Source organism: Aliiroseovarius crassostreae, from assembly GCF_049803815.1.
In the GTDB taxonomy this organism is placed as follows: domain Bacteria; phylum Pseudomonadota; class Alphaproteobacteria; order Rhodobacterales; family Rhodobacteraceae; genus Aliiroseovarius; species Aliiroseovarius crassostreae_A.
Map to the genome: position 1 here is coordinate 66,918 of NZ_JBNAGI010000007.1, position 17,836 is coordinate 84,753.

The window sequence follows — 17,836 nt, forward strand, 5'->3', positions numbered from 1 at the left end:
GTGTGGTCAAGTACCCCTTCATGCGGTTTTGCATGACATGCTGGTCGCAGGGTCCGCCCCGAACACAAAGGGCGGGTGCCAGAATTGTCCCCTGCCCTGTCGGGCATTCCTCGCGCTGCAAATTTCAGTCCCCCTGCCCTTCTTCGCTCCGCTACGCCTGCGGTGTGTTCGTGTCATGAGCCCCTGCCCTCTGACCATCATTGCAACACCAAATGAAGGAGCACAACAATGACCACGAACTGCATCAAATTCGAAAGCGCAAACATTGAAGACGCCAAAGGTGTCGGTTCAATCTCCACTCTGACCTTCGACATCGACATCACTGTCGAGCCGGTCACAAGTGACAATCCCATGGCCCCTACGCACCGTGTCCTTGGCCGTTCCCCTCGTGGTCGCCTGGTCGAATGCGGTGGCATCTGGAAGAAGCAGAACCGTGATACCGGTGCTGACTACTTCACAATGAGCATCCGGGATTTTGGTTTCAACGCCAATCTGGGCAAGGCCGCAAACCAGGATGATGACACGCTTCAGGCTGTCATTCCTTGGGGTCCAAAGGAAGCCCAATAAGACCTGCACCGGGCCGTGTCCTAGCCCGGTGCACCCATTTCTCCGGCGCTGTTAACAGCTGTTAACTCGTCGGGGCAGTATCGCTTCCCTAGTAGCCCGTTGGTTCGGCAGCACAAATTGTGGAAAAATCCTTGACTTAGCAAGGTGAATCACTGCCTTTAGAGTCAAGTTGCGCAAATAAGCGCGTTCGAGCAGAGAAATTGCAACTATGTTTCAGACGGCACCCATCGAAGCGGCCTCTCAATCCGAACTTACAAGCCAGATGGCGGCGCGTCTACACACGGCGCTCACCACACATCTTCAGCAGGCTTATGCGCCTGATCAGCGCAAGAATTTGAGACTATTCAGTGCAACAGAGACTGCTGAACTGCTCGGCGTGACAGGTCAGTTCCTACGCAAATGCCACAGTGAAGGGTCTCTTCCTGAGCCTGAAGTCATCAAGAATGGGCGTCGGTTTTACTCCGGTGAAGAGATCCTGCAGGCACGTCACCTGTTTGAGGCGAGCTCGCGTACTCCAGGAAAGTACCTTCCTGGGCGTCGCGAGGGTGACAAGCTCCAGGTCCTTCAGCTGATGAACTTCAAAGGAGGTTCTGCCAAATCCACTTCCGCCATCCACCTTTGCCACTACCTTGCTTTGAGCGGCTATAGGGTCCTGGCGATTGACCTAGACCCGCAAGGAAGCCTCACGGGTTTTTGCGGGATTCAGACGGAACTGGAGTTTGAAGGCGCGTCAATTTATGACGCGCTCCGCTACGAGGATCCGGTGTCCATGTCGGAGGCCATTGTGGAAACTTACTTCCCGGGTCTCCATCTCGCGCCAGCTCGTCTTGTGCTGAGCGAGTTCGAAACCGAGACTGCAGTCAATGCTGGCCGCGGCGTGGCCTTTTTTGAGAAGCTCAGCAATGCGATCAAGTCCGTGGAGAGCAATTACGATGTGGTGGTCATTGACAGCCCACCAGCACTTGGGTTTCTAACTTTGACGGGCCTATATGCGGCCACCTCGGTCATCGTGCCGATGACACCGAGCATGCTCGACCTGGCTTCCACACAGCAATTTGTCGAGATGACCTCCGCCTATTTGGGCGTGATCGAAGACACAGGCGTCAAGCTGGATCATGATTTCTTTTCGTTCCTCATAACGCGCGATGACCCGAGCGATATTCCAAGTCAGCAGATCGTGAGTCTGATGCGTGCATTGTTCCAGGACCGTGTGGTTAGTGCGACGGGCCTTCGTAGTACGGCTATTGGCGACGCATCGATGCTCAAGATGTCGATCTACGAGGTCGCGCGTTCCGAGATGACACGGTCGACCTACGATCGCGCTAAAAACAGCATGGATGCGGTTGGTGCTGAGATCGCGGGAATGCTTCAGCAGGCATGGGGGCGGTAATCATGGCAATGGGGAAAAACAAAACCGGCATCATGGCCGCGATTACTGCGGCGACTGAAGCCGCAAAAGACAGTGGTTCAGAACGGGCGCATCGGACATTGCCCAAAGGGACCATTGGGTCTGTTCGCGCAGGCCTCGGCGGTATTCAGGATATCGATACAAACCTCATCGTGGCTTGGGGTCCCAAGGACCGGCTCGATATCGAGTTAACAGCTGTTAACAACGCTGAGCCGAATGAATCGATCCAGGACCTGGCATCCAGTATTGCTGAAGCGGGACAGCAGGTGCCCGTTCTTCTTCGACCGTCCAAGGAGCGCGATGGGCATTTCGAAGTGATCTACGGTCAGCGAAGGATACTCGCATGTCGGCAGCTTGGTATTCCAGTGCGGGCATTAATCCGAACGCTCGACGATACAGACGCCTTGATGGCAAAGGGGCTTGAGAATGCCGGCCGTGCGGAACTGAGCTACTATGAACGTGTTCGTTTTGCGCAAGCGATCCTGGAGCAGGGATACTCCCGGGCAGAAGTTTGCCAGGCCTTGGCAATCAGCAAAAACACGCTGTCCCAGCTTGAACGTATCAATCGCCTGGTTCCTTGCGCCGTCGGTGAAGCAATCGGCGCGGCTCCGGGGGCAGGGCGCCCGAAGTGGACAAGCCTCGCGACGGCGTTTGAGAAGGAGCAGCTGACCGAGAAAGCAGCCCTGGGAGTTCTTGGTCGATCCAGTGAACTGGAATCCGACGGTCGTTTGGAACTCGTGCTCAAGGAGATCGGCAAGCGCGGAAAGCAAGAACGGTCTATTGAGGAACGCTCGCCACTTCCCGGTGTTCAGATCAAGAGTGGAAAGTCCGGCCTCTCGCTATCCGTCAAGAGGGCAGGGGACAACACGCAATTTGCAAATTGGCTGGACCAAAATCTGGACCAGCTAATTCAGGATTCCTTCGAGCGGTTTCAATCAGAAAACCACGAAGGATAGGGGCGTTTAACAGTTGTTAACCGCCAAAACGGAGGCAACGAGCAGAAAGGAGAACGGCACCAAAAAGAAAACCCTCGAAACCGAAGTCCCGAGGGCTGCTGCGCACAAGGCGCGATTTGTTTTGACACTACAATCCTAGCAGCCCGCGAATCGCTAAACAACGAAAAACGTCTTTGGGCGAACAGGTTTTCTGTGCCTGCATAGCAAAATGAAGAAATTCAATGATGCTCCGCATGGAGCGACTGGGACAGGCATGCCTCAGAACGGTGGAGGTATGTCCAATATCAACCAACCCTCGGGCTGGCGCAAAGCGACGGCCAGACTCGCTGTCGCTGAACGGCACGCACAGGCCGGGGAAAAGGCTGCCGTTCCCAAATCGCAGGCCTTCGTTGCCGTGAAGCGCGTAGGCGCTCATATAGGTCTCAAGGCTGGCGATATGCTGCTTCTCGACACGCTCGGGGCATTCACACAGGCCCAGGACTGGGAAGAAGGGCAACGCCCGATCGTTTGGGCGTCCAATGCCTATCTGATGGAGCAGACGGGCTTCTCGCTCTCGGCGCTCAAGCGCCATGCACGACGCTTGGCCGAGATCGGGGTGATTTCCTTTAAGGACAGCCCTAACGGCAAGAGATGGGGCCACAGGGACGCTGACGGGCGCATCATCGAGGCCTATGGCTTCGATCTGTCGCCGCTGTCAGCGCGTGTCGAGGAATTCGAGCAGCTACAAGCCGAACTGCAGGCCGAGCGTGAGCTCTGTCAGCGTCTGAAGCGCCAGATCACGGTTGCACGCCGTATGATCCGCGCTCGGATCGAAGCGGCGTCTCACGCGGCGCTGAGAGGGCCCTGGGAGCATCTTTCAGGGCTGTTCGAGGACCTCCTGGACCGTCTTCCACGTCGGAACACGGCCTCGGAGACGCTTGAGCGGCTCCTGGCATGGTTCAGGGAGCTTCAGGAGCGCGTCGAGGCGGCTTATATCAAGGCCGTTCGGGCGGATGAGGTTGTGGAAAACACTGATGAATCCATCGAACAAGTCAGTGAAAAGACTCAAGAATTGGACCCCAGGGAGGTCATTTCTGAACCTCATATACTAATTACAACCCAACTTAACCCTGTAACCTGTAATCGCTCAGAAACTGAGCAAGCGGCAGGCGTGGTGCCCAATGCGCCACCCGAAGAGCAAGTTGATAGGGAGTTGGAAGATTGGGTTGCTGAAACCCGCAAGAAACGCGGTGCAGCGCTTGATTTGCCGACCGTGATGCAGGCTTGTCCTGAATTCGCGTCCTGGGCGCGCAATTTGGGCGGGTATCTGAAGGATTGGGGCGATCTGCATCGGGTTGCCGGGCAGTTGAGACCGATGATCGGCGTCTCAGAACATGCCTGGAACCTCGCGCAGGACCGACTTGGGCCGCAAATAGCGACAGCGGCGCTGGTTCTGACCTTCGACAAGCATTGCGCCGGTGAAGTGGCGTCTCCGGGTGGATATTTGCGCGGTATGATCCAAAAGGCCGGGGCAGGGGAGCTGCATCTCGAGCGCAGCTTCTATGGCAGGCTTAGTGGACAGGCGGCGTGAAGATGTTGATAGACGAACGGCGTTGGCATATATTGCCAATGAGGAGAGTTATGCCATGGTGACACGCAATGTCGTCCTTACCGAAACCCAGGATCAGCTGGTCCAAGCATTGGTCGCGTCCGGCAGGTACCAGAACGTGAGCGAGGCCATGCGGGCGGGGTTGCGGTTGTTGGAGCAAGAAGAAGCGCAGCTTGCCAGTATTCGGGGCGGCCTGCTCGAAGGTCTTCAGCAGGCAGAACGCGGGGAGTTGGCCGAAGGAAGCGGCGTGGATGCGGTTCGACGGGCCTTTGCGAGGGCACGGACCACGTCATGAGCCGATCTTTTCGGCTGACGCGCCGCGCGGAAGAAAGCCTGGTCGAGATTGCCCGCTGGACCATTGAAAGATTTGGGCTTCGCCAGGCAGACATTTACGAGGCTGAACTTCTATCTCGTTGCGAAGCGATCGTGAATGGTCAGGCACATAGCCGAAGCTGCTCAATCCTGGTCGATGACGCCGCAGACCTGCGATATCTCCGGGCAGGGGAGCACTTTCTGGTGTTTCTGGACCGGCCTGAGGAAGTCATTATCGTCGATATTCTGCATTCCCGCAGCGATCTGCCGCGTCACATTGCGGCGCTGACAGCGCTCAAAGGCAATGAAGGTTGATCGCATTCAAAGCCCTGCGGCCTTGGTCAGATTCACCCGGAAGCGATCGCGTCGGCGCTGGTAGCGGCGGGTCATCTCGGCAGAGGCGTGCCCGAGCTGCTTCTGGACATAGTGCTCATCGACTTCGGCCGAACTGGCAAGCCCGGCGCGCAAGGAGTGACCCGAGAACAGGGCGACCCGGTCTTTTTCGGGCAGCTCTGACCGGATGCCGGATTTCAACACGGTGGTTTTGATGAGGCGCGCCACATGTTTATCGTTGAGCCGCGTTTCCAGCGCTTTCTTGCCGTCGCGCGAGGTGCGCACGAACACGGGCCCGAAATCGATCTTTCCGAAGTGCAGCCATTGCTCGAGCGCATGCACCGGGCAAGTCTGGTCCGAGGAACCCCGTCCTATCTCGACCTCACGCCAGCCGGTCTTGGCATTCAGCACCAGCACAGCGCCGTCGTCGAGGATCTCGATCCAACCTCCGGAATCCGGCGTGTCATCTTTTCCGACATCCAGGCTGACGATTTCCGAGCGTCTGAGACCGCCAGCATAGCCGATCAGCAGGATCGCCCTGTCGCGCAACCCACGCAAATCAAAGGGCAGGGTGGCGACCATGGCGAGGATGTCTTCCGGCAGGATCGCTTCTTTCTGCGCAGGCGGTTTGCCATGCTTGCGTTTGATCCCGGCCAGCACGGTGGCGATGTGCCGATCCTTGCGGTCGAGGGAGAATCCACGCTGTGCGTAGTTCCAGGCTAGGCCGGACAATCGGCGGTCAATGGTTGAAACGGATAGGGCAGGGGTGCCGTTTGTTGGTGCGGCCAGGTCGGTCAGGTAGAGACCGATCATCTCAGGCGAGGGGGGCAGGGGATCCGTTCCTTTCAGCCTGCACCAGCGCGCAAAATGCTTCCAGTCGGCTGCATAGGCCTTGTTGGTGTTCTCCGCTGTCGAGGCCTTGGCGTAGTCGCGCGCGGTGTCAACCAGCCGGTCAAGGGTGCCGGACCCGGCGACGTGAGAGGGTAGGGTGATCGTGTCGTTGTCAATGGGAGCACTCTCGTCGCGCTCGTCATCGTTCATCGCATCATGGGACGCTGAGCTCGATTTCTCGCTGTCTGAGGCCACCATTTTCCCGAAAATCCACCGTATTTGAGACTGTGCTGCAGCATAGCCTATTTACGTCCGATAATGCAAACTTATTGGACGTAATTGGGATTTGCACAGAGGGGCGGTTAGTGCTGTATTTTCTGGAACAAAGCGCCGTTATGAAATAGGCTTGCCGTATGAAAGATGGACGGCTTCCCTTGAACAGTGCTGGTGACAGCCTAGCGCAACCACCGCGTTGGGTCACGGCTGGTCGCGCCGAAACCCTTGAAGATGTCGCCTTTTTGTCAGGAACTGCGCTGTCCCATCTGCATATGGTGGTGAACCGCCCAGAGGTGCCCAAGAGATTGTTGCGGGAACGCCTGGCATTGCGCGCGGCTGAGGCCTGTGTTGCAGATTCAGGGCGTCCAGAACGTGCGGGGGAGTTGCGGGATGCGGTTCATCTGCTGCGCCCCGGCGACCTGCCGGGCCCGGCTGGGGAAACTTATCTGTCCTGGCGGCGCACGGCAGAGCGACCGGTGTCGATCAAGGCGCTGCACCGGGCGATACCCTGGGTTGAGGCTGGACAGATTGCCGACTGGTTGGACGCGGGGCCCAGAGCTCCGGTCACCAAGGTGGCGACAGTTCTGGAGACGGTTCTGGCTGAGGCACCCCGTGCAGAACTAGCTGCGATGATTCTGGCCGATGCGGCTCTTTCGCAGGCTCTTGGTTGGGATCATGTGGTGCCAATGTTCGCAACTAGTCTGAAACGCGCTGACCTGCGCAAGCAAGGTGATGACCTTCGTTTATCCTGCCATCGCGCTGCCGCCTCTTCAGTGGTCGAGACGTGTCACCTCGCCGCTGATCTGACACGACGAACAGCCCGTCTCGCAGCGGTGGCTCCAAAACTCCGGGCGAAAGGGGCTGGTGAGGCGGTTAAGATGTTCCTGACTCGCGATGCTCTGACACCTGCGGCTTTGCCTTTGCCTGATCGCGCGGCGCGACGGCTGTGCGACCGGCTGGTGGACCTTGGTGCGATCCGTGAATTGACCGGGCGAAACACCTTTCGGCTGTATGGGGTTTAAGCGATGGCCAAGGATCACCCGGCACCCGCAATTGACCGAGAACTGGCCGACCTGCCACCAGAGCTGCGCTGGCGCGAATGGATGCGCCGGATCGAGGCGGTGCTCTTTGCCAGCGCCTCACCCGTGCCGCGCGAGGACCTGGCGCGTGTGGTGGGGAACGTGTCGGTCGATCTGCTGATTGAGGATCTGGCCGCCGATCTCGAGGGTCGGTCTTTTGAAGTTGCGCAGGTTTCCGGTGGGTGGTTGTTCAGGACGCGATCTGCCTATGCTTCTTCGATCCGCGCTGCGGCGGATGTTAGTGATCAGGTTCTGGACCTGAACGAGTTCGATGTCGCAGTCTTGGCCGCCATCGCCTATCATCAGCCAATTACGCGGGATGGTCTGAAGGAAATTTTCGGCAAAGAAATCAGCCGTGACCTGATAGGGCGACTGCATGCGCGGGGGGTGATCGGAACCGGGCCGCGCGCGCCCAGACGAGGTGCGCCATATACATTTGTGACGACGGAACAGTTTCTGGTGGCTTTCGGGTTGGAAACCCTCGCTGATCTGCCGGATCGGGAACAGCTAGAAGATGTGGGTATGATGGAAATAGCGGCTCCATGAAGCCTTTCAATTGGACGAACTCTCTGAAAATAACCTTGCAAATATTCCACTGCATGGAATAAATGCAAGGTATGATCGAGCGCAGTCATAGAAAATCAGTTGAAGACGCACTGGAGAACCAAGCGGGAGTTGTCCTGCTTGGGCCGAGACAAGTTGGCAAAACGACGCTTGCTCAGGACATAGCGGAAAGCCGCGATGCGGTCTATCTCGACATGGAGCGGACTGCGGATCGCCAGATTCTGGAAGAACCTGATCTTTATCTCGACGAACAGATGGGGCGCCTCGTCGTGATCGATGAAGTCCAGCGCTTGCCAGATTTGTTCGGCGCTTTACGCGGACAAATCGACCGTCGGCGCAGGCAGGGGCATCGGACCGGGCAATTCCTGTTGTTGGGATCTGCGACGAACGCACTCTTGCATCAAAGTGCAGAATCGCTAGCGGGTCGGGTCAGCTATCATGAATTGACACCATTCATGCTGCCAGAGGTTGGTTCGGATATGATATCCACTCTGTGGCTGCGTGGCGGTTTTCCCGACAGCTACCTTGCGAAGAGCGATCGGGCCAGCCTCACTTGGCGGGGAGATTTCATCAGGACCTATCTTGAGCGCGACATCCCCTCATTCGGGTTGCGCATCCCCGCCGAAACATTGCGAAGGTTCTGGACAATGCTTGCGCACGAGCAAGGGGGGCTTCTCAACGCAGCCAAGCTTGCAGGTAATCTTGGTGTTTCGGGACAAAGCATTGCACGGTATCTTGATCTGCTTGTTGATCTGATGCTGGTACGGCGATTGCCGCCCTGGCATTCCAATGCGGGCAAGCGGCTGGTCAAGTCGCCCAAGGTCTACATACGAGATTCCGGACTGACCCATGCGCTTCTAGGGATCGAGGCATGGGAAGACTTGCTGGGGCATCCGGTCGTTGGCGGCAGCTGGGAAGGTTTCTGCATCGAGAACCTGATTGCTGGCGCTCCCCGCGGGACCGAGGCGAGCTTCTATCGTTCATCAGCCGGTGCGGAGATTGATCTGGTTTTGAAGCTTCCTCGAGGCCAGATTTGGGGCATTGAAATCAAGCGGACGACCTCGCCGAAAGTCACGCGAGGGTTTCACATCGCAGCCGAAGAGTTGGAAGTCTCGGAACGGATCCTCGTCTATGCCGATGAAAAGGACGTGCCCGGGCAGGGCGGCGTTCGTGCAATGCCTTTGATGGCTGCTTTGGAACGGCTCGCGTCAGCATAGTGGGCTGTCCCAGGGTGACGTCGCAGTGTGAACCGGCATGCAAAATTGACCCCTGTATTGGGGTAATCGGCGTCCAAAAGTGACCCCCCCGATAATTCTGTTCAGAAGCTTCCTCAAAGGATTGAGGGAGCGCGTTGGGGATGTTGGTTGTGGAGACGATTGCGAAGATCAGGCGGGCGTATTTTGTCCAAGGCAAGTCGATCAAGCAGATCTGCCGTGAGCTGCGAGTGTCGCGGAACACGGTGCGCAAGGTGGTGCGGTCAGGATCAACGGAGTTCAGCTATGACCGGTCCACGCAGCCTCGCCCCAAGATCGATCCCTGGCGTTCTGATCTGGATGAGATGCTGGCCGAGAACGGTCGGCAGCCCAAGCGCCAGCGGCTGACCCTGGTTCGGATTTACGAAGAGCTGCGCAACCGGGGTTATGACGGCAGCTATGATGCGGTGCGCCGATATGCAGCGAGTTGGTCGAAGGCAACACGCGAAGCCTCGGCGGCGGCCTATGTGCCTCTGAGCTTTGACCCGGGCGAAGCGTACCAGTTCGACTGGAGCCACGAGGTTGTTCTGATCGATGGCGTCACCACGACCATCAAGGTCGCGCATGTCCGCCTGAGCCATAGCCGGATGCCTTATGTCCGGGCTTACCCCCGCGAGACGCAAGAGATGGTGTTCGACGCCCACGACAACGCGTTCGCCTTCTTCGGCGGCGCCTGTGCCCGGGGCATTTACGACAATATGAAGACGGCGGTTGATGCGATCTTCGTCGGCAAGGATCGCGCCTACAATCGGCGGTTCCAGCAGATGTGTGGCCATTATCTGGTCGATCCGGTCGCCTGCACACCCGCATCAGGCTGGGAGAAAGGCCAGGTCGAGAACCAGGTGGGCGTGATCCGGCGGCGCTTCTTCGTGCCGCGTCCGAAGTTCAAATCCTATGCCGAGTTGAACGCCTGGCTGGAAGACCGGTGCCGGGATTACGCGAAGGCGAACAAACATCCGGAGTTGCGCGACAAGACCATCTGGGAAGTGTTCGAAGAGGAGCGCCCGAGCCTGGTGCCTTACGTCGGCCCGTTCGATGGATTCCACGCGGTCCCAGCCTCTGTATCCAAGACCTGCCTCGTGCGGTTCGACAAGAACCGATACTCGGTTGATGCCCGTGCCGTGGGGCGACCGGTGGAGATCAGGGCGTATGCCGATCGGCTGGAATGCTGGCAGGACGGTCGGATCGTCGGCCAGCACGAGCGGGCCTTCGGACGCGACAAAACCATCTTCGATCCCCTGCATTACATACCTGTTTTGGCCCGAAAGCCCGGCGCCCTTCGCAACGGCGCGCCCTTCAAGGAATGGGACTTGCCGGTACCGATCCGTCGCGTGTGGCGCAAACTGGAACGTCAGCCGGGCGGCGACCGACAGATGGTCGACATCCTGAGCGCCGTGCTGACCGATGGGATCGACGCGGTAGAAGCAGCCTGTGCCGAAGCTCTTGCCCACAATGTCCATTCCGCCGGGGTTGTTCTGAACATCCTGGCCCGGCACCGCGAACCGCCGCCACCCCTGACAATTACAACGCCAGATGCACTGAAGCTGGCCTGTGAGCCCATTGCCGACTGCAACCGATATGACAGCTTGAGGAGACAAACAGATGGAACGATCCGACGTAATCGATGCGATGGGGAAGCTGAGACTTTACGGAATGAGGGCCGCTTATGACGAGGTCCTGACCACCGCCGTCAAGCGCCAGCACGAACCCCAGCAGATCATCGGGGATTTGCTGACCGCCGAGATCCGCGAGAAGCAGGCCAGATCGGTCAAATACCAGATGACCATCGCCAAGCTGCCGCTCGCCAAAGAGCTCGAAGAGTTCGACTTCGAAGCAGCCGAGGTGAACGAGACCCTGATCCGCGATCTGGCCACCGGTGACTTCCTCGACCATCAGCGGAACCTCGTCCTGATCGGTGGCACCGGAACCGGCAAGACCCATCTCGCCGTCAGCATCGCCCGGACGTGCATCCGGGCCGGGTGCCGCGGACGGTTCTTCAATGTCGTCGATCTGGTGAACAAGCTTGACGCCGAGGCCCGCGCAGAACGGCAGGGGCGCACTGCCGACCTGATCTCCCGCCTCGACTTCCTGATCCTGGACGAACTCGGTTATCTGCCCTTCGCCCAGACTGGCGGCCAGCTTCTGTTCCACCTCATCAGCAAGCTTTACGAGCGGACATCTGTCATCGTCACCACCAACCTGGCCTTCGGAGAATGGCCCAGTGTCTTCGGCGATGCAAAGATGACAACCGCGCTGCTTGACCGGCTCACCCACCACTGCGAGATCATCGAGACCGGCAACGAAAGCTGGCGCTTCAAAAACCGCGCATAGCGCAAATCCGAAACCCCGCAGGCCCGCCGCCGCTGCGCTATGTGAGGGCTACGCAGCGACGGGCCTGCTCAGCACTAAGGGGGGTCAATATTGGGCGCCTATAGGGGGACAAAGTTCAATGCCGATTGACAGGATGTGGGGCCTGAAGCAGCCAAAGCAGCATATGGATGACCGCCTCAAGTGCAGCGGATAAGGCATCAAATACCCAATAAAACCCATCAGTCAGCCATTCTATGAAATGTTGCACGGCTTTCCCAAGCGGGATCTTGTTGTCTTCCAACCATTCCATTTCTGTGTTTCTCCCCCCGCACGAATGTGCCGGTCCAATTACGTTTCTGCGTGCGTCTTGGGTTGTGCGGTCTGGATGGTCGTCACAAGCCAATGTTCGAGGTGCCGCAGTATCTCCTCATCAAGGCTGTGGCCTACGCCGTCGAACATCCTGAGCTCAGATTTCGGGATCAGCGCGTGGGCTCGATGTGAACTCTCGGAGGCAAGGCAACGATCCTGATCCGCCCCAATCACTAGGCTTGGTGCTGCGATCCCTTTCAGGGCATTGGCGCGGTCGCCGGAAAACCGGATCGCGGCCAGTTGCCTGGCATACCCCCCGGTTGTGAAGCCGGAATTTCGCATAGCGGTCGCCAGTTCCCTGGCCTCTGACCGGGTCATCGTGGAAGGGGCGGCGCACCAGATCAGGTCATCCTCGAACCATTCCAGCATCTCGGCCTCTGTTTCAAATCCGCTCGCAATACGTTTGAAGCGCCTTAGGGCTGGCGTGGGAATTGCGGCATCCGCTTCACCAGCCGAGCTGCAGATCTGGGCAAAGGCCGTCAACCTCTCCCCCGCCTGTTCTGCGACAAGCTGGGCGATCATGCCGCCCATTGAAAATCCGATCACCGCGAAGCGATGCACATCCAGCTCTTGCAAGACACGCATCACATCATTGCGCATGTCGTGCAATGTGTAGGGCAGTAATGGCGCCTGTCCGTCGCAAATTTCGCCCAGCTGCTCATCATCCGGGCCACATCGGCCTGACCGCCCCATGTCGCGGTTTTCGACACAAATCACCCGAAAATCACGCGACAGATTTTCCAGAAACAACTTGGGCCATTCACCCAGTTGCATCCCAAGCCCAAGCAGAAGGACAATGCAGGGCGCAGCATCACGCCCATGCATTTCCGCATGAATAGGGCACGGACCCGGAATGGTTCTACGCATGCTCACCGATCCGTCCGCCGATTTATCAGAGCCCAAGATGGGTTCGAACAGCTGCCAAACCATCACCGCCATCTTTGGTGGTTACGCCCTGAAGCCAAGTATCGAGGTGTTCCGGATGCGCCTTCAAAAGGCGTGCCCCGGCATCATTGGGATTCTCGCCATCCGCCAGAATATACCCCATACCTTCGCTTTCCATCGACACGTCAAAGGTCATCTGTGTCAGGAGTTTCCCGACATTCGGGCACTCATCCAGATACCCCTTGCGAACTTGGGTATGCACGGTGGCACCACCAAAATTCGGACCATAAAAATCATCGCCGCCGCTGAGGTATTCAATCTCGAACTCTGTGTTCATGGGATGTGGCGCCCAGGCCAGGAATACCAGCCAGTCTTCTTTGCGCGCACTCCGTTTTACCTGCGCCAACATCCCTTGCTCGGAGCTTTCGACGACCTTCCAGCCACCAAGACCAAAGGCATCCTTGCCAACCACATCCAGCATGATCTCATTGGAACCGGGTTCAATTCCGTATAGCTGGCTGTCAAATTTTTCCGCATGTTCAGAAAGATGTGCGAAATCAGTGACGCCTGCATCATAGACGTATTTCGGGACGGCGAAGGTGAATTTTGCCCCTTCGAGGTTCTGGTGAACTGTCTCAATCTCGCCCGTGTCGCGATAGGCTTGATAGTAGGTTTCCATCGCAGGATCCCAATACCCAAGGAAGACATCCAGGTCTTTGCCCACCATGGCTTCATAGATCACCGGAATTCCCAGGACATCGCTTTCTGCCGTGTAACCCAGCCCTTCCAGTATTGTGCTGGCCACACCAGTCGTCAGTGCCAGATCGGACCACCCCGGCTCCGCCATTCGGACAGTGTCACAATTTGCAACTGCCTGTTGGGTAAAAAGTGCAAGCACTGCGGTTGCAGTTGGACCGAACAATTTCCGTTTCATTTGACATCTCCTCCCGTTGGTCAACTGATTGACTCTCGGGTCAATAAATGGTCCAGTAGGGTATATTGACCCATGAGTCAATAAATTATACTCCTGCGGCAGGAGGTGGCTTTCATGGGCCGGAAAAGTATTGCGGATATCAGGCGCGAGGAATTTGCCACTGCAGCCTTCGAGGTTCTTTCCGTTCATGGAATGCAGGGCACTACGCTGCAGCGGGTTGCGGATCACACGGGGGCCTCTAAAGCCAGTGTGCTGCATTATTTTTCGAACAAGCAAACCCTGATCGAAACCGCCCTTCGACAGGCCAATGCCACGCTAAGAAAAGAGGCGGTCGCCTTGATGAACCTGGCCTCGACCCCATGGGAAAGGTTCTATGGGATCCTAGAAGCCAACTTCTCGCCGACAACTTTTCGGCCTGCAGTTGCCCATGGTTGGATTTCGATGTGCGCCGAGGTGCCACACAACCCACAATTCCAGAGAATCCAGACCGTCATCTATCGCCGACTTCACAGCAATCTGGTGTCTGCGTTGAAAGACACTGGGATGACGGAAGCGGAAGCTGAGCATGGTGCAAATGCAGTCAGCTTGCTGATTGACGGCATCTGGCTGCGATGTGGCCTGCAAATTGGTGGCCTGAACCGGGAAGATGCCGCTGCTCATATCGAAGCTGTGGTCAATAAACTGTTTGGCGATCTGGCTGATCGTCAAGCTGCTAAAGCCAAGATGAGTGAGCTGGCCCAGGCATTGACCTTGAATGCTGCGTAACGGGATACCGCAGCGACACCCAACTTGCTTGGGAAGTCTTTGCTCTCGTGCCCAGCAAACCGGACATTCACGTTGTCGACCAGGAATGACCGGTAAGGGCCGCAAGCGATCAGGGCAGGGGACTTTGTCGCTTAACATTGTTCAGCGCAAAACCTTACGCTGTGAAGCTGTCGGTTTGGGAGTTGTATCCGCTCTCCTGGAGCGTCTTCCGCGTCGGAACACAGCCTCGGAAACGCTTGAGGGGCTCCTGGCATGGTTCTCCAGGTGGATATCTGCGGGGCATTGTCCAGAAAGCCGGGGCAGGGGAGTTGCATCTCGAGCGCAGCTTCTACGGCAGGCTCAGTGGCAAGCTGCTTGATTGGGGCGTCACCTAGTTTGCTGAAGAAGGGCTCGGATCGTTGGGATGTGGTTATGCGTAAGTTTTCTGAACAGTGAATATTGACATTTGGGCGAATATAAGGGAGAAACAGTTAAATCTGCTGAACAGTGAATATGGAAGAAATAGCGAACATAGAGCCGGAACTTATGGAAAGCCTAAGCGAAAGCTTTGAGGCGGTTCCAAATGCTCACTTGGGCGAAATCTCCTGGGAAGCGGGGATTGGTCAGCGTTTGCGCCCGGATGCAATTCTTGACGCTATCGTGGCAGGTCGTGAAATCGCCTTCGTGGTGGAAACCCGAGGCGATGTGTTTCCGCGAGACGCGCGAGAGATTGTTTGGCAGCTCAAACGATACTTGCGGGAGTTGGATAGTTCCAACCGGCGGTATGTTCCGATGATCCTCGCACGTTCCGTTTCGGAAGGGGCTCGGGACTTTCTTCAGGAAGAGCAGGTCGCCTATCACGACTTGAGCGGATCGCTCTTTGTCAGTGTCGATGAGACGTTTGTGCTGATCGAGAGGCCGAAACCCAAGCGTGCCAAGCGTCGCGCCATGAATGTGTTCAAAGGAACCCGCGCACAGGTTTTGCACGCCTTGTTTGATCGCCCGGGCGAATGGGTAAGCGGGTCGGAAATTGCCGAAGATGCGGGCGTATCGCCGGCAACCGTTTCCGAGACCTTCAAGGATCTCGAGCGTCGCGATTGGCTGGAGGTGAAAGGGGAGGGGCCTGCGAAACGACGCAGGCTCGTCCGACCAGATGTTCTCTTAGATGCCTGGCGGGACAGCATTCTTACTAGTCGCGCATCGAGGCGGACCCGGTACTACGTTCCAAGAATGAAGCCCGAGGACATGGCTCAGGAGATCAAGAGCGCAAACTACTACGACGATTTCGATCTGGAGTTTACCGGCCAATTTGCCGCCCAATTCTACACGCCATATCTTTCAAATGTATCGAACCTCACGGTGCGAACCTTTGGGAAACGAACGCACGATTGGCTCATCTCGACTTTAGATGCGCGAGAGGTCTCCGAAGGCGCAAATCTGGTCCTAATTGCCGCAAAGCAAAATAAAAATCGTAACAGGATGAATGACGAGAATGAGCGCTTGATGGCCTCGCCTTTACAAGTCTATCTCGACCTGCTGGAAGATCATGGCCGTTCGAAGGAAATGGCAGAGCATCTGCGGTCTCAGAAACTGGTGTGGCAATGAAGAAACCGACGGCCATTCAAGGCTACAACCAAACTGTCACCGAGGCTTGTGAGCGTGTGCTGGTCACGCTGATCCGCCATTTGGGACCGTGGCGCGACTCCATCTTTCTCGTCGGCGGCCTGACGCCACGCTACCTCATCAAGGAGCGTCCCCCAGCGGTACCAGCGCATGCGGGGACCGGTGACGTAGATGTCGTCGTCGACATGAAACTGCTGGCTGATACCGAGGCCTACCGGACGCTTGAGGACAATATTAGGGCCATCGGGTTCAAACGGTCAGAAAACGATGACGGCAAAAAGCTCTCATGGCGCTGGCAGCAGGAGTTGGTCGACGGCACGGTTCTGATTTTGGAGTTCCTGGCGGACGCCGGAGACGAAAGGGGTGGGGCGCTTCAGGAATTACCTTCGGAGGGTGCGGTTTCGGCAATCCACATTCCACACTCGGCAATGGTGTTGGATCACCATGAGACCGTGGAGATCACAGCAGAATTGCTGGACGATGGTGGCGTCACCACCGAAACCATCCGGCATGCCGACATTGTCAGCTTCACCTGCCTCAAGGCGTTTGCTTTCGATCACCGAGCCGAACCCAAAGACGCGCACGACCTTTGCTATTGCCTTGAGCACTACAAAGGCGGAACGGAGGCCTTGCGTTCTGCATTCGACGCCGCACTGGCTGGCAAGCACGCAGAAACCGTTCAAGCGGCGATCGACATCCTCGCGCGGCGCTTTTGCGATGGCGACGGGTTTGAAGGCTATCAAAAAGATGGCCCTGCCGCCGCAGCGCGATTTGAGGGCGCAGAAGAGTGGAATCCTGACAATCGGATCTTGCGGCAGCGTGACTTGAGCGCCGTTGTTCAAGATGTCATCGCGCCATTCATCTGATCTTGGTCCGGCGGGGCAGGGGGATTACCGCTCTGATCTCCACCGTCTCATCCCCGTGCGAGCAAGGGGATCGCGGGTTTGGCAGATGCCGCCGCCCGCGCAATGGTCTGCCCGCTCCATTCGCTGTCGCTCCCGGGTTGACCATGCACGGCCGGCTTGTTGCGTCCGCCATTTCCTCCCGCGTCCAGCACAGAGACGAGACAATGGAGGATCACATGGCAAAGCCCGACATTTACACCCGCATCACCGAGAAGATCATTGCCGATCTCGGGACTGGCACCCGACCCTGGCATAAACCTTGGAATGCCGAACGCCTCGCCGGGCGCATCACCCGGCCCTTGCGCCCCAATGGCATCGCCTATGCCAATTGACGAATATGCGAGATTGCGACGGTTCGAGCCGCTTGGCATCACGTCTTTCGAATGGATTGGAAGGGAAGATGGGGTTCCATCAGCGGCATCCGGCTTAAGACTCACTGTGCGGGATTTGGCGACAATCGGCGTGATGGTGGCGCAAGGGGGCGTCTATGATGGTTGCCAGGTCGTTCCGACCGGATGGATCGAAGACAGCTCACAAATAGCGACTGAAACCCAATGGGGATTAAACTACAGTTATCTTTGGTTTCTTATGGCTGGACCAAGTGGAGATACAATCTTGATTGCCAATGGTAACGGTGGGCAGCGGTTAACCGTACAGCCCGCTACAAACTTCTTAGTTTCCACTTTCGCAGGAAACTACAATGACACCAATGCTTGGCAAGTCCTCGCCGCAGTATTGGTCGACTTCGCAATTCCCGAGATCAGCCGGCTCAGGTGACTTAACCAACAGCGCTAGGGAAAATCCTAAAGGGAGATTTAGCACTCAGCCGTACTCGCCCCCTACTTGAACCAATGACCGCCCTTGATTGATGCACGGGTCAAAGTGATCTAGCGGTCCAA

20 protein-coding genes are annotated in these 17,836 nt (G+C 57.3%); 16 read left to right on the forward strand and 4 right to left on the reverse strand.

All coding sequences use genetic code 11. From position 1 onward, the window contains the following. Positions 1-228 precede the first annotated feature (228 nt). The 6 genes from ACP15V_RS15575 to ACP15V_RS15600 all read left to right on the forward strand — a co-directional run bounded on the left by ACP15V_RS15575 (position 229) and on the right by ACP15V_RS15600 (position 5,146). Entirely contained in the window at positions 229-567 is a 339-nt protein-coding gene (locus ACP15V_RS15575; protein ID WP_424944641.1) for a DUF736 domain-containing protein, read from the forward strand. Positions 568-775: 208 nt separating this feature from the next. Next, positions 776-1,957, forward strand: coding sequence for a plasmid partitioning protein RepA (gene repA / locus ACP15V_RS15580; RefSeq protein ID WP_424944642.1), 1,182 nt, complete (start codon positions 776-778; stop codon positions 1,955-1,957). Between the two features lie 2 nt (positions 1,958-1,959). Then, positions 1,960-2,931 (forward strand): plasmid partitioning protein RepB, encoded by a 972-nt coding sequence (gene repB / locus ACP15V_RS15585; RefSeq protein WP_424944643.1) that lies wholly within the window; start codon positions 1,960-1,962, stop codon positions 2,929-2,931. Positions 2,932-3,205: 274 nt separating this feature from the next. Beyond that, complete coding sequence (repC, locus tag ACP15V_RS15590) at positions 3,206-4,501, forward strand: plasmid replication protein RepC (RefSeq protein ID WP_424944644.1); 1,296 nt, start codon at positions 3,206-3,208, stop codon at positions 4,499-4,501. A gap of 55 nt (positions 4,502-4,556) precedes the next feature. Continuing rightward, complete coding sequence (locus ACP15V_RS15595; RefSeq protein ID WP_424944645.1) at positions 4,557-4,814, forward strand: type II toxin-antitoxin system ParD family antitoxin; 258 nt, start codon at positions 4,557-4,559, stop codon at positions 4,812-4,814. After that, positions 4,811-5,146, forward strand: coding sequence for a type II toxin-antitoxin system RelE/ParE family toxin (locus ACP15V_RS15600; RefSeq protein WP_424944646.1), 336 nt, complete (start codon positions 4,811-4,813; stop codon positions 5,144-5,146). Before ACP15V_RS15595 ends, ACP15V_RS15600 begins: the two co-directional genes overlap by 4 nt. A gap of 6 nt (positions 5,147-5,152) precedes the next feature. Here ACP15V_RS15600 and ACP15V_RS15605 read toward each other — a convergent pair whose 3' ends face one another. Next, positions 5,153-6,205: a tyrosine-type recombinase/integrase gene (locus tag ACP15V_RS15605; RefSeq protein ID WP_424944647.1), complete on the reverse strand. Its 1,053-nt coding sequence runs from the start codon at positions 6,203-6,205 to the stop codon at positions 5,153-5,155. Between the two features lie 203 nt (positions 6,206-6,408). Here ACP15V_RS15605 and ACP15V_RS15610 point away from each other — a divergent pair, with 203 nt between their 5' ends. From ACP15V_RS15610 to istB, 5 genes are all read left to right on the forward strand, one after another. Next, entirely contained in the window at positions 6,409-7,293 is an 885-nt protein-coding gene (locus ACP15V_RS15610; RefSeq protein ID WP_424944648.1) for a DUF1403 family protein, read from the forward strand. Between the two features lie 3 nt (positions 7,294-7,296). Next, positions 7,297-7,896, forward strand: a complete 600-nt coding sequence (gene scpB, locus ACP15V_RS15615) for an SMC-Scp complex subunit ScpB (RefSeq protein ID WP_424944649.1) — start codon at positions 7,297-7,299, stop codon at positions 7,894-7,896. Positions 7,897-7,958: 62 nt separating this feature from the next. Further along, the gene (locus ACP15V_RS15620; RefSeq protein ID WP_424944650.1) at positions 7,959-9,131 is read left to right on the forward strand and encodes an ATP-binding protein; all 1,173 of its coding nucleotides are present in this window, start codon (positions 7,959-7,961) and stop codon (positions 9,129-9,131) included. Positions 9,132-9,271: 140 nt separating this feature from the next. Next, positions 9,272-10,837, forward strand: a complete 1,566-nt coding sequence (gene istA / locus ACP15V_RS15625; protein WP_424944651.1) for an IS21 family transposase — start codon at positions 9,272-9,274, stop codon at positions 10,835-10,837. Continuing rightward, a complete protein-coding gene (gene istB / locus ACP15V_RS15630) occupies positions 10,770-11,498 on the forward strand; it encodes an IS21-like element helper ATPase IstB (protein WP_424944652.1) in 729 nt (242 codons plus the stop codon). The genes istA and istB overlap by 68 nt, the downstream gene beginning before the upstream one ends. 115 nt (positions 11,499-11,613) lie before the next feature. On the opposite strand, the gene ACP15V_RS15635 is transcribed toward istB, so the two are convergent. The 3 genes from ACP15V_RS15635 to choX are packed head-to-tail and all read right to left on the reverse strand — an operon-like array spanning position 11,614 to position 13,665. Continuing rightward, positions 11,614-11,787: a hypothetical protein gene (locus ACP15V_RS15635; RefSeq protein ID WP_424944653.1), complete on the reverse strand. Its 174-nt coding sequence runs from the start codon at positions 11,785-11,787 to the stop codon at positions 11,614-11,616. Positions 11,788-11,825: 38 nt separating this feature from the next. Further along, complete coding sequence (locus ACP15V_RS15640; RefSeq protein ID WP_424944654.1) at positions 11,826-12,713, reverse strand: alpha/beta fold hydrolase; 888 nt, start codon at positions 12,711-12,713, stop codon at positions 11,826-11,828. Positions 12,714-12,738: 25 nt separating this feature from the next. Further along, positions 12,739-13,665 carry a choline ABC transporter substrate-binding protein gene (gene choX / locus ACP15V_RS15645; RefSeq protein ID WP_424944655.1) on the reverse strand — a complete coding sequence of 309 codons (927 nt, stop codon included), beginning with the start codon at positions 13,663-13,665 and terminating at the stop codon, positions 12,739-12,741. A gap of 114 nt (positions 13,666-13,779) precedes the next feature. On the opposite strand from choX, the gene betI reads away from it, so the two are divergent. From betI to ACP15V_RS15670, 5 genes are all read left to right on the forward strand, one after another. Beyond that, positions 13,780-14,430: a transcriptional regulator BetI gene (gene betI / locus ACP15V_RS15650; protein WP_424944656.1), complete on the forward strand. Its 651-nt coding sequence runs from the start codon at positions 13,780-13,782 to the stop codon at positions 14,428-14,430. Between the two features lie 492 nt (positions 14,431-14,922). After that, positions 14,923-16,014, forward strand: coding sequence for a MarR family transcriptional regulator (locus ACP15V_RS15655; RefSeq protein ID WP_424944657.1), 1,092 nt, complete (start codon positions 14,923-14,925; stop codon positions 16,012-16,014). Further along, the gene (locus tag ACP15V_RS15660) at positions 16,011-16,898 is read left to right on the forward strand and encodes an antitoxin (protein ID WP_424944658.1); all 888 of its coding nucleotides are present in this window, start codon (positions 16,011-16,013) and stop codon (positions 16,896-16,898) included. The genes ACP15V_RS15655 and ACP15V_RS15660 overlap by 4 nt, the downstream gene beginning before the upstream one ends. Positions 16,899-17,113: 215 nt before the next feature. Continuing rightward, positions 17,114-17,269: an ArdC-like ssDNA-binding domain-containing protein gene (locus ACP15V_RS15665; RefSeq protein WP_424944659.1), complete on the forward strand. Its 156-nt coding sequence runs from the start codon at positions 17,114-17,116 to the stop codon at positions 17,267-17,269. Then, positions 17,259-17,714 carry a hypothetical protein gene (locus tag ACP15V_RS15670; protein ID WP_424944660.1) on the forward strand — a complete coding sequence of 152 codons (456 nt, stop codon included), beginning with the start codon at positions 17,259-17,261 and terminating at the stop codon, positions 17,712-17,714. The genes ACP15V_RS15665 and ACP15V_RS15670 overlap by 11 nt, the downstream gene beginning before the upstream one ends. Positions 17,715-17,836 lie beyond the last annotated feature (122 nt).